The organism is Prevotella conceptionensis 9403948, from assembly GCF_000312305.1.
Lineage (GTDB): Bacteria > Bacteroidota > Bacteroidia > Bacteroidales > Bacteroidaceae > Prevotella > Prevotella conceptionensis.
Genome location: NZ_HE999450.1, coordinates 138,298 through 149,872, shown reverse-complemented (window position 1 = coordinate 149,872; position 11,575 = coordinate 138,298). Strand labels below are relative to the sequence as shown.

General features: G+C 46.1%; 9 protein-coding genes and 1 pseudogene. 9 read left to right on the top strand and 1 reads right to left on the bottom strand.

The features are described 5' to 3' along the window. From BN93_RS12455 to BN93_RS17720, 8 genes and pseudogenes are all read left to right on the top strand, one after another. Positions 1-224: AGE family epimerase/isomerase (locus tag BN93_RS12455; RefSeq protein ID WP_044260700.1), on the top strand; the 224-nt coding region annotated here is incomplete at its 5' end. Between the two features lie 9 nt (positions 225-233). Next, complete coding sequence (locus BN93_RS12450) at positions 234-1,016, top strand: creatininase family protein (protein WP_019188658.1); 783 nt, start codon at positions 234-236, stop codon at positions 1,014-1,016. Positions 1,017-1,391: 375 nt separating this feature from the next. Further along, positions 1,392-3,930, top strand: a pseudogene (locus BN93_RS12440) (TonB-dependent receptor). A gap of 132 nt (positions 3,931-4,062) precedes the next feature. Continuing rightward, positions 4,063-4,905 carry a DUF5689 domain-containing protein gene (locus tag BN93_RS12435; protein WP_044260729.1) on the top strand — a complete coding sequence of 281 codons (843 nt, stop codon included), beginning with the start codon at positions 4,063-4,065 and terminating at the stop codon, positions 4,903-4,905. A 135-nt stretch (positions 4,906-5,040) separates the two neighbouring features. After that, positions 5,041-6,420 carry a hypothetical protein gene (locus BN93_RS12430; protein ID WP_019188655.1) on the top strand — a complete coding sequence of 460 codons (1,380 nt, stop codon included), beginning with the start codon at positions 5,041-5,043 and terminating at the stop codon, positions 6,418-6,420. A 293-nt stretch (positions 6,421-6,713) separates the two neighbouring features. Further along, positions 6,714-6,965: a type B 50S ribosomal protein L31 gene (locus tag BN93_RS12425; protein ID WP_009229215.1), complete on the top strand. Its 252-nt coding sequence runs from the start codon at positions 6,714-6,716 to the stop codon at positions 6,963-6,965. A 166-nt stretch (positions 6,966-7,131) separates the two neighbouring features. Beyond that, positions 7,132-8,028: a DNA/RNA non-specific endonuclease gene (locus BN93_RS12420; RefSeq protein ID WP_019188654.1), complete on the top strand. Its 897-nt coding sequence runs from the start codon at positions 7,132-7,134 to the stop codon at positions 8,026-8,028. Positions 8,029-9,028: 1,000 nt separating this feature from the next. After that, positions 9,029-9,229 carry a hypothetical protein gene (locus BN93_RS17720; protein ID WP_157462839.1) on the top strand — a complete coding sequence of 67 codons (201 nt, stop codon included), beginning with the start codon at positions 9,029-9,031 and terminating at the stop codon, positions 9,227-9,229. A gap of 763 nt (positions 9,230-9,992) precedes the next feature. On the opposite strand, the gene BN93_RS12415 is transcribed toward BN93_RS17720, so the two are convergent. Next, complete coding sequence (locus tag BN93_RS12415; protein WP_019188652.1) at positions 9,993-10,571, bottom strand: hypothetical protein; 579 nt, start codon at positions 10,569-10,571, stop codon at positions 9,993-9,995. A 224-nt stretch (positions 10,572-10,795) separates the two neighbouring features. Here BN93_RS12415 and BN93_RS12410 point away from each other — a divergent pair, with 224 nt between their 5' ends. Continuing rightward, positions 10,796-11,344 (top strand): glutathione peroxidase, encoded by a 549-nt coding sequence (locus BN93_RS12410; RefSeq protein ID WP_019188651.1) that lies wholly within the window; start codon positions 10,796-10,798, stop codon positions 11,342-11,344. Positions 11,345-11,575 lie beyond the last annotated feature (231 nt).

Genomic DNA, 11,575 nt, shown 5'->3' with positions numbered 1-11,575 from the left:
CTACGGGCGACGAAAAGTACTTGGAACGCCACAAACGAATTAACGATTGGATCTACAAACACTTGCCCGACCCAGAGTTTGGCGAGTGGTATGGCTACCTGCATCGCGATGGCACGGTGGCTCAACCCGCCAAAGGCAATCTGTTTAAAGGTCCGTTCCACATTCCGCGCATGCTCATCAACTCGTTCATGCTGTGCAACGAAATTCTCAAAACGAAATTCTAACGCCAACAAATGAATAAGCTTGTCGACCTCTCGGTGAGCAATTACGGCACCACGAGGCAGATTAACTACCAACTGGTGGTGCTGCCTTGGGGAGCAACCGAGCCGCATAACTACCACTTGCCGTACCTAACGGACTGCATCTTGTCGCACGACATCGCCGTTGATGCCGCCCAACGCCTGCTTACCAAGCACGGGTTGCACGCTATGGTGATGCCGCCCGTTGGCATGGGTTCGCAAAATCCAGGTCAAAGGGAGTTGCCTTTTTGCGTGCATGCGCGTTACGAAACGCAGAAAGCCATACTTACCGACATGGTAGACTCGCTCTATCATCAAGGCTTTCGCAAACTCGTTATCGTTAACGGACATGGCGGCAACAGCTTTAAGAGTATGATTCGCGATTTGCTTACCAGCTATCCCGACTTCCTTATCGCTGCCAGCGAATGGTTTAAGATGCGCAATGCCAAGGAGTTCTTCGACAATCCGGGCGACCATGCCGACGAGATTGAAACCTCGGTGATGATGTATTACCATCCCGAACTGGTGAATCTGGCGGATGCAGGCGAGGGTAAGAGCAACACTTTCGCCATCGACGCCTTGCAAGAGGGTCGTGTATGGATGCCGCGCAATTGGGGAAAAGTGTCGAAAGATACGGGCATCGGTTCGCCCAAACAGTCTACGGCCGAAAAGGGGAAACGCTTTGCCAACGCCGTATGCGATGCCTACGTTAACTTCTTTGCCGACTTTATTGCCGTTAAAGGCGAAGACGACCTCTATACAAAGGGCGCTTGGTGAGCAGTTAGCTAGCCACTTAGTTTGGTAACAGGCTTTTATGTCATGTGCAAAACGTGCACATCCCTCTGCACGTCGCTTTATTTTCAATTCCAAACCTGCCGACAACGCAAGGTTGCCCCATGCAAAATGGGCTTTCCTTGTGTTGCCGGCAGGTTCGGGATTGCTGTTTTTTATGTCACTAAAACAAGGTTGTCGGCGGTGTTATAGCGCAAGAAGGCGGACATGTAAAGAATGTTTACCAACAGGATTAAGGTAAGCTGGACAAGAATAAGGATAAAACGAACATAATCTTTTGGGTAAAAACAACTTTTTTTCAATTTATTTTTGTTACTTTGCAAACGAATATATTCATTACCCAAAAAGAACAAGACTATGATGCAAGCAAAGCTGAAATTAGCATTGGTTGCCTTGTGCTGCGCCCCTGCGGCCTTTGCACAAACACCCAAAGACGACAAACAGCAACAACCAACGACGGTAGACGAGTCGGCATTTACTTTTACCGAAGCACAGCTAGGAGAAAACGATAACATGTCGCAAAACGTAACTATCATCAATTCGGCATCCAACCTCTATGCCTCACAGGTGGGTTATCTTTTCTCGCCAGTAAGGTTCAGATACCGTGCTTTTAACCAAAAAGTACAACGAAGTTCATGTAAACGGTGTGCCAATTAACGATGTTGTGAGTGGACAATTCCGTTTCTCGAACGTGGGAGGACTGAACCAACAGACTCGTAACGCCGACTTTGCGCTGCCTTTCGAAACGAATTTGTTTGCCATGCCCGCTATGGGTGGCTCTAACAACTACGATTTTCGGCCTGCAAACCAGCCTGCGGGACACCGTTTAACCCTTGGAGGAGCTAACCGAAACTACACTTTGCGCGGCATGTACACCTATAATAGCGGGCTAAGCGAGCGTGGTTGGGCCTTTTCGGCCAACCTAACCTATCGCTGGGCCAACCGCGGATATGTAGAAGGCACCTTCTACAACGCCCTATCCTACTTCTTTGGCGTGCAAAAAGTGTTTGGAACGCGCACACAACACTCGCTTGCACTTAGCACTTGGGGCAATCCCACCGAGCGTGGAACGCAAGGAGCGGCCACCGACGAAAGCTATTGGATTGCAAACAACAACCAATATAACCCCTATTGGGGCTATCAAAACGGGAAAGTTAGAAACTCGCGCGTGGTAAACGACTTCTCTCCGTCGGCCGTAATGACGTGGGACTGGAAGATAGACGACGGCTTAAAACTATCCACTTCGCTGTTCGGGCGATACAGCATGTACAAAAGCACAAAGCTGAACTATAACAACAGCGACAATCCACAACCCGATTACTGGAAGATGTTGCCCAGTAGCTATTACGATGTGTGGGATGAGACCAATAAGGTGGCAAGAACCGACCAAGCGTTGGCCGATTGGAACACTGCGTACAACTATCTAACAGCAAGGAAAGAGAACCGCCAAGTAAACTGGGATAGACTTTATGCAGCCAACCGAGGCGTTGCTGCGCAAGGAGTGGATGCCATGTACTTCATCCAAGCTCGTCGCAACGACGCACTCAACCTTTCGCTGGCATCTACGCTGAACATGCAAGTTACCAAGACTTCAAATTGGAACTTGGGCTATATCGCCAGCACCAATAACGCCCGCCACTACCAAACGATGGAAGATCTGCTGGGCGCAACCACCTATCACAACGTTAACACCTACGCCATCGGTACGTATGCACCCAACTCTTCGCAGGTACAATACGACCTGAATAACCCCAACGCACTTGTTGGAAAGGGCGATGTGTTCGGCTACGACTACCATTTGCTGGTGAACAAAGCCATGGCTTGGACCAGCTACAACGTGCTGTTGGGTCGTGTTAACCTGATGTTGGCCGGTAAAGTTGGCGGCGTCAGCATGCAACGCGACGGCAAAATGCGCAACGGACTATTCTCCGAAAGCTCCTATGGCAAAAGCGGAACGGCACGTTTTCTTGAAGGTGGCGGCAAAGCAAGCCTAATTTGGAGCATGGGCGGCGGCAATACGTTACAGTTGGGCCAAGGTTATCAGTATAATGCACCCACACCTTACGTGTCGTTTGTTGCTCCCGAGCTGAACAACGACTTTGTGCGAGACCTTAAAAACGAGCGCGTTTACAGTGCCGAACTAGGATTTCAGCACCAATCTGGCCGTATTCACCTCAACCTAAACGGCTACTTCAGTCATCTGAGCAACGTTTCTGATTGGCAATGCTTTTATTTCGACGACATCAACTCGTTCTCATACGTGTCGATAACAGGCCAAAAGAAAGTATTTTATGGTGTCGAGGCGGCCTTCAAATATAAAATCAACTCTGCATTCGACGTGAAACTGCTCGGCACGATGAGCGAGGCCAAAACCATTAACGATGCTTACGTAAACTATGTGAACTCTACACAAGGCACTTACGAAACCGATATCTTGCTTAACAAGGACATGCGCGAGTCTGGAACGCCCCTTACGGCAGGCAGCTTGATACTTAGCTACCACAAGGGAGGCTGGTTTGTAGACTTGTGTGGCAACTACTACGACCGCATTTACCTGGGTTACTCTCTCTATCATCGCTATAAGAGCGTGGGCGAAAAGCGCGGAAACGTAGACGCCGAAGGCAATGTGATGCGCACTCCGCAAGATAAAGGGAATGGCGGCTTTATGCTTGATGGTTCTATTGGCAAGAGCCTCTACCTCAAACACGGACAGTTGTCTATCAACTTGATGTTCACCAACCTGCTGAACAACAGCCGTATCGTCACAGGTGGCTACGAACAAAGTCGCTCAGACTATACTGCATCGGGTAATGCACGTGCCTATAAGTTCTCGCGTAACCCCAAAAAGTTCTACGCTTGGGGCACCAATGCGATGCTCAACGTAACCTATCGTTTTTAATGCCACGAGACTTTAACGTCTCCAAGCATGTTATCTATCATTGATAAGTTCATAAATCAAATGCGCACTCCCCCGCAGTTCGGCTGGCGAAAGTCACGAACCGGGGTGCGTAAACAAAATATCAACAGCGACATGAAAATAAGATATTCGCTCATTGCCATAGCTTGTGCGGCCCTTGTTGGCTGTATGGACAAGGATTGGAACGACCCCAACAACAGTGAGGCGTACGGCAATCCGAGCATAAAAGAAACAAACGTGATTACCATTAGCGAGTTGAAGAACAACTACGCCAATGTCATCGCCTCGCAAACAGACCCTTATAAGCAGGTAGAAAATAACATACAGATAAAAGGTCGCATAACAGGCAACGACATTCAAGGCAACATTTACAACAGCGTATGCCTAGAAGACGCAACAGGCGGCATACTTATCAACATCGCACAAGGCGGTCTTTTCGGTTATTTGCCCGTTGGACAAGAAATCATCGTTAACCTCAAAGACCTCTTTGTGGGCAGTTACGGACAGCAAGCGGCCATCGGCACACCCTTTACCAATGGCAAGGGACAGACTTCGGTTAGCAGGATGAACCGCTATCTGTGGAACGAGCATTTCAATTATGCGGGTTCTGTTGATGTGTCGAAAGTGCAACCCGAAGTGTTCGACGTGTCGAAAATATCCGATGCAGAATATCTTCGCACCCACAGTGGCCGACTGATGACCATCAAAGGCGTCAAGTTTAAGGATGCTGATGGTAAAAAGGTGTTTGCAACGGCTGCCGAAAAAGATGCGGCCAACAGCGTAAACCGCGAGTTGGAAGGTTTTACCAACCGACAAATAGTGGTGCGCACCAGCACTTATGCCGACTTTGCCGCCCAGCCACTTCCACAAGGAGCGGTAGACATAACAGGCATCTTCACTCGCTTTCGTAACACGTGGCAAATATTGTTGCGTACAGAAAGCGATGTAAAGAAGTGAAACACGAAGAGTTTTCGGCCGCTCTCTCCATTCGCGTTTGTTGGTCTACACAGCCAGACTTATGCGGATGAAACAACGAAGAGCCGGGTAGAAACTTGATAAAAGAAACATTAACACATATAACAACCAGTCATTATGAAAAAAGTAATCTATGCAATATTGATAGCGGCCCTTGCTACCGCCATGCTTGGGGGATGTCAAGACGTCCCCGAACCATACACCAACCCGAACGAAAACAAGGGTGGAAACCAAGAAGTGCCTGAACCTGGCACGCCTACCGGCAAAGGAACAGAAGCCGAGCCTTATAACGTTACTGCCGCCTTGGCGAAGATTAAGACCCTGAAAGACGGAGAGAATACAGGCGAAATCTTTGTGAAAGGAAAGATTAGAAGTGTTAAGGAAGTGGATACAGATAAGTTCTACAACGCCACTTACTTTATTTCCGACGACATTACCAAAAAGATGGATAGCTTGCAGATATACCGTAGCAAGTATTTAGGCAAGGCCAAGTTCACTGCGAAAGATCAAATTAAAGCAGGCGACGAGGTTGTTATCCGTGGAACTTTCGTCAACTTCAAGGGCAATACGCCCGAAAGCGAACCCAACAATTCGTGGATTCACTCGCTTAATGGTAAGACCGTTGAGGCCGAAACGCTAGTTCCTGGCGAACCTAAGGGCGCAGGAACAGAGACCGAGCCTTACAACGTAACGGCGGCCTTGGCTAAGATTAGGGCGTTGGCTGCCGATGGTAAACTTGAAAATATTTATGTAAAGGGTAAAATAAGGTTTATCAAATCGGTTGATAAAGGCCAATATGGTAATGCCACTTACTATATTTCGGACGACAATACCAAGAAGATGGATAGCTTGCAGATCTTCCGTAGCATGTATTTAGGTAACGCCAAGTTCACCGCAGACAACCAAATTAAGGTGGGTGACGAGGTTGTTATCTATGGTACGTTCATTAATTTCAAAGGCAATACGCCCGAAACCGAGGCCAACAAGTCGTATATCTATATGCTTAACGGCCAGAAAGAGGCAGGCGGAACTACTCCAGAAAAGCCTGAAACGCCCCAAACGGGTAAAGAACTTTCTATTGACGGGACAGTTGTAACATTAGCTAATGCCAACGCAGAGGCAGGAACAGAATCGGTAGTCTATGAAATGAGCAAGTTGGAAGAACCAGATAAAAAACCAATTAAATCAATAGAGCTGGGCCAAGGGTTGAAGATGACCTTTGATGGAAATGGTGAACAGAATGTGCCAACTCATTTTAAACAGTATCATCAAGTGCGTGTGTATAAGAATAACAGCTTCACCATAACTGGGAACAAGAAGATTGCCAAGGTTGTCCTTAACTGCGACAAGTTCAAGGAAGACATATATGTAGGCAATACCACGGCTACTGTTTCTTTCTCAGGTAACTCGGTAACTTACAAGAACGTGTTCTCAGAGCCCAAGGGCGGTGGCGTACAAATGCGCATACTTAAAGTTACTGTTGTATACGCAAAGTAACGCGGCCTTGTTTTACCGACAACTGTCGAACAGTAACACACAAGGGTTTCGTTAGATAACGGCAGAATGAGAAACAGGCGATACATCTTAGCCAGCTTGTTAACTTGTCATCAGGCGAAAATTCTTGTCAACTCGTTAACTTGTTAACTGGCCTGCTGGCATCGTTCCTAGTTAACAGGTCTGCTGTTCTTTCACTAAAAAAACATCCAAAGCTTTGGCGGGCTGCGAATTTATTCGTAAATTTGCAGCCCGTATAGTGTACGTATAACATAACATTTATATTAAATAGTAAAATGAAAAAAGGTATTCACCCCGAAAACTATCGCCCCGTCGTATTCAAAGATATGTCCAACGGCGATATGTTCCTTTCACAGTCTACTTGCAAAACAAACGACACAGTAGAGTTTGAAGGCGAAACTTACCCCGTGGTAAAGATTGAAATCTCAAGCACCTCGCACCCCTTCTATACGGGTAAGAGCAAGCTTGTCGACACGGCAGGTCGCGTAGACCGTTTCATGAACCGCTACGGTAAGATCAAAAAATAATATATCTTTTTTACAAGCATATATTTAAAACTTCTGAAATGCGCCCTCAACGTAGTTGCATATACGTTAAGGGCGCATTTTGCAATTTGGCGTATGCCGTTTGCAGTATGAGCTTTCACCAGCGCATCAATTTGTTTCATAACCCGTAATCCTTTTTCTTGGCAAGATGATAAAGAAGTTAATGATGTTAGCCGTTGCGTTTGCCTTGGTGGCGTGCGAGGGCGAAGACCTCAGCAAAGTGAGCAAGCCAAGTGGCGGCAGCAACACCCCTGCTGGCGAGAACCGTAACGCCAACAATGCCAGTACACATAAAGAATATGCCCGCTTGGAGTTTCCACGACTTAAATCGGGTGCTAACAGGGTGTTGTTACACGAAACACCCAAAGACGGTTTGAACTTCGCCATAGAATGGAACGACACGAAAAAGGCGCAAAGATGGACGTGCTACCAGCTCTTTAAGAGCAACATGGTGAAGAAAACAGACCGCTATAAGTCTGACACCAACCAATATCCACGCGACCCATTGTTGCCCCCAAACCTCTGGTTTACCTCTGATCCGTATTGGAGAACGGGCTACGACCATGGCCACATCTGCCCTTCGGCCGACAGACTCAACTCAGCCGAAGCCAATTACCAAACCTTTTACCTCACCAATATGCAGCCACAGGCGCACGGTTTCAATGCAGGCGTTTGGCAGAACATGGAAACCAAGGTGCGCGACATTGCCAGCCGCTACAACTACACGTTCTGCGACACCCTCTATGTTTGCAAGGGCGGCACCATCGACAAGCCCGAACATGTGCTAGAAACCACAGGCAAAGGCCTACTTGTGCCCAAATATTTCTTTATGGCCGTGCTCCGAGTAAAGAACGGCGTGTACAATGCTATGGGCTTTTGGATAGAGCACAAGGCCAGCAGCGACAAAAAATTGGCCAAGTATGCCGTTTCCATCAAGGAGTTGGAGGCAAAAACGGGTATCGACTTCTTCTGCAACCTGCCCGACAACATTGAGTATGCCGTCGAAAATGCCGCGGTTAACAATACCTTTTGGGGTTTGGATTGAGGTAAAAAACTGGCTTAGCACGTTATCCGAAAGGCGTTAGCCCTTGATCATACAGTGCAATTTTACTTTTACCCCAAAGGCATTTTCAGTTCGTGCCCTCGCCTGTTTATGCCCCATTAACTTCCACGTTCTACGTTAGTTAGGCAGTTTCTAAAAGACACAACGGCCGTTTTTATCGTTGTGCATGCACAAAAGCATGTTGCCTTCCCGTGCACAACCCACGCCAAAAGCCCTTGTCCTTCTATTAAGCCAGCGTTATAAGCAACCCCAAACCCACCCAGAACTTGGGCGTTAATGCCTGCTTTGTATCTACTTACAAAGCCTTAATCACCAAACTGCCGTATTCCCATAGTTCCAATCACAAACAAAATTCATCATCACCTATAAGAGAGTTGTTCATTCTCCGTTGCAGACAGTGCCACTACAAACAGAAAAGCAGCGTGTATCAGCACCTTGAACCAAGCGTATATATACCTTGCTATAAGCATGACAGCATCTTAGGCAGAACCTACAAACGAGAAAACACATTGTGGCAAACAAGTAAACGCTGGGCTGCACGTTTACTTTTGTCCGATTTTCAGTAAAAATTTTAACATTATGAGTACCCTTTTCGTCAACCAACCGCTCACCTTGCCGCAAAAAATCGATTCTCGCGGAGGTTTGTTTTGATGCAAAAAGGGTCTAGTTTGTGCATGCAGCAAAATGAATATTTATTTCAAAAGACCACCATTTGCACCAGTTTTGGGGTGTTTTGGTGCTAAACTCAGTGCGATTTGCTGCTAAATGCAGTGCGTTTTGATGCTAAACGCAGTGCGTTTTGGTGCTAAACGCAGTGTGTTTTGGTGCTAAACGCAAGGCAAAATGGTGCTAAATGTAGGGCGAAAAGCATAAAAATACATTGCAATGGTATAAATACAACCCCTTCGAGCCACTAAGAATATGGCTGAAAAGGGCAAAATAGTCGTTAAAAAGTGGGTTTTTAGGGGCTAAAAGCGAGTAATTGGGCGCAAAAAATAATGAGTTGACGACCAAACTAGAAAGGCGAAATGGTACAAAATGCGGCTATTTTTCTCAAAAATGGACTAAAAACGAAGCCTGCAAGCTTGCAAAATATGGTAAAAAGCCCGATAAAACACCTATATTTTCGCTAGAAGGGTGTGGTGGATTAGGTATGTTTTGTAAAATATTTGTACATAAATAAGGTGTTGAGTTTATGAGCGTGTAACGCAATAAGTTTACGAGTTGTTGAGTTGGCGAGTTGTTCAGTTATTATATTGGCGAGTTGTTGAGGTTATTTGTTTGTGAGTTGTTGAGCAATTAAGGTTATAAGTTTTGGCGTTTTCGAGTTGTTGAGTTTGTGGGTTTGTGAGCTGCTAAAACTGTGAGTTGTTGAGTTTATGGGGTTACAAAGTTATATGTTGTTGAGTTTGCAAGTTGTTAAGCTCGTAAGTTTGTAAGCTGCAAAGGCTGTGAGTTGTTGAGTTTATGGGGCTACAAGGTTATACGTTGTTGCGTTTGCAAGTTGTTAAGCTCGTGAATTTGTAAGCTGCTAAAACTATGAGTTGTTGAGTTTATGGGGCTACAAGGTTATACGTTGTTGCGTTTGCAAGTTATTAAGCTCGTGAATTTGTAAGCTGCAAAGGCTGTGCGTTGTTGAGCTTATGGGGCTACAAGGTTATACGTTGTTGCGCTTTCTAGATGTTGAGTTCGTGAGTCAATAAGTTTATGAATTCCAAGCTTGTAAGTTCATAAGAAGGTGCGTTTATAAGTTGTTGAGTTTATGAGTTTGCAAGGTTATAAGGCACACAACAAAAACGGACGAGCTTATAAGCTCGTCCGCGCGCATTTTCACAACTTATTTACAAACTATATGGCATGAAACTTGTTTCTTGTTTGGGTCATTCGGCCGCGTAAGCCACTTTATGTGTTGGCTTGTTTTTGTTTTTACTGCTTTTGGTGGAGGGTTATTTTGTACTTGTGGTGTCGGTTAGCTCCGACAAATCTACTGAACCTTTTTTGGCTAGCGTGTACCTTCTGAAATCAAATTCGTCTGTTTCGTTGGCGCCGCGCATCACACCCTCAAAGGCATTATCGTTGAGACTTAGTTCGCTATAAGCGATGGTCATCGTATAACCAGTTCCGTCGTATGTGATGATGATCGCCCGTGTACGGGTGTCGATACGCCACGAAAAGCTGCGCCTAAATGGGTTTGGGTCATTTCGTCCTTCATAGTCAACCTGCCTTCCGCGTCCGTATATGGCATTCGAGTTGTATTGGTCGAACTCAATATCTGTGTAACAAACTTTTGTTCCTGCATAGCCAAGGGCATCCACTCCGCGAGCAACAAGCCGTCCGTCCCAGTGTCCGCGCAACGTTTGAGCCATTGCAAGCAAGTCGTTAGAAGGATATTCGTAGCTGTCGTCCCACCAACTATAACGTCGGTAAGAGTTATCATCATAGTAGTTGTCTATTTCACAACCCGTAACAAATATAGTGGCAATGGCAAGAGCGGCCATCATGCCGATGTTCTTTAAGCTCTTCATAATCCTATTCGTTTTTTGTTTCTGTTGCAAAGGTACACAATCATGTTGCGGCGTGCATGGGTGGTTCGTCTATTTTGGCGTAGGGCTTTGCCTATCGTTCGGGGGAATTTCCCCTAATAATGTTAATGTAGGTGTTTTCAAAGTGTCGTTTCAATAATAATTGTTATCTTTGTAGACGCGCTAAAAGGCGCTAAATTGAATAACATTAAACACATTATTTGGAAATGAAAACAGTATACGATTTCGCCGTTAAAGACAGGAAAGGTGGCGAAGTGTCTTTGAGAGAGTATGCCAACGAGGTTATCCTCATCGTTAACACGGCAACAAAGTGTGGCTTTACACCACAATACGAAGAATTGGAGGCTATCTACGAAAAATACCATGCCAAGGGTTTCACCATCCTAGACTTCCCTTGCAATCAGTTTGGACAGCAAGCTCCCGGCACAGACGAGAGCATTCACGAGTTCTGCAAGCTGACTTATGGCACCGAATTTCCACGTTTCAAGAAGATAAAGGTTAACGGCGACGATGCCGACCCGCTGTACAAGTACCTTAAAGAGCAAAAAGGCTTTGCCGGTTGGGACCCTAACCACAAGCTAACACCCGTACTCGAAGAGATGCTCTCTAAGGAGGACCCCAACTATAAGGAAAAGGCCGACATCAAATGGAACTTTACCAAGTTCCTCGTTAACAAGCAAGGACTTGTGGTGGCTCGTTTCGAACCCACCGAAAGCCTTGAAAACGTGAGCAAGAAGATTGAAGAACTGCTCTAGGCAGGTTCTAAAAATTGCCTTTGCTGTATTTTTAGCTTTTAGCTGAGCAGGTTTTGCTTACTTCTTGAAGGAGCATAGATACCTATGCGACTGAAAGAGTAAGCCAAAGATGCCAGATAAAAGCAAAAAGACAGTGAAGAGCAATACAAAGAACAACAAATGAACCTTTGCGGGGAATTTCTAGAACATGCCTTTAATGCGTAAGCACTGAGCACGAGGGGAGTTAAAGAG

Excerpts from the sequence above, each read along its gene's own strand:
- BN93_RS12450 (WP_019188658.1), top strand. The coding sequence starts at position 234 with ATGAATAAGCTTGTCGACCTCTCGGTGAGCAATTACGGCACCACGAGG.
- BN93_RS12435 (WP_044260729.1), top strand. The coding sequence starts at position 4,063 with ATGAAAATAAGATATTCGCTCATTGCCATAGCTTGTGCGGCCCTTGTT.
- BN93_RS12430 (WP_019188655.1), top strand. The coding sequence starts at position 5,041 with ATGAAAAAAGTAATCTATGCAATATTGATAGCGGCCCTTGCTACCGCC.
- BN93_RS12425 (WP_009229215.1), top strand. The coding sequence starts at position 6,714 with ATGAAAAAAGGTATTCACCCCGAAAACTATCGCCCCGTCGTATTCAAA.
- BN93_RS12420 (WP_019188654.1), top strand. The coding sequence starts at position 7,132 with ATGATAAAGAAGTTAATGATGTTAGCCGTTGCGTTTGCCTTGGTGGCG.
- BN93_RS12415 (WP_019188652.1), bottom strand. The coding sequence starts at position 10,571 with ATGAAGAGCTTAAAGAACATCGGCATGATGGCCGCTCTTGCCATTGCC.
- BN93_RS12410 (WP_019188651.1), top strand. The coding sequence starts at position 10,796 with ATGAAAACAGTATACGATTTCGCCGTTAAAGACAGGAAAGGTGGCGAA.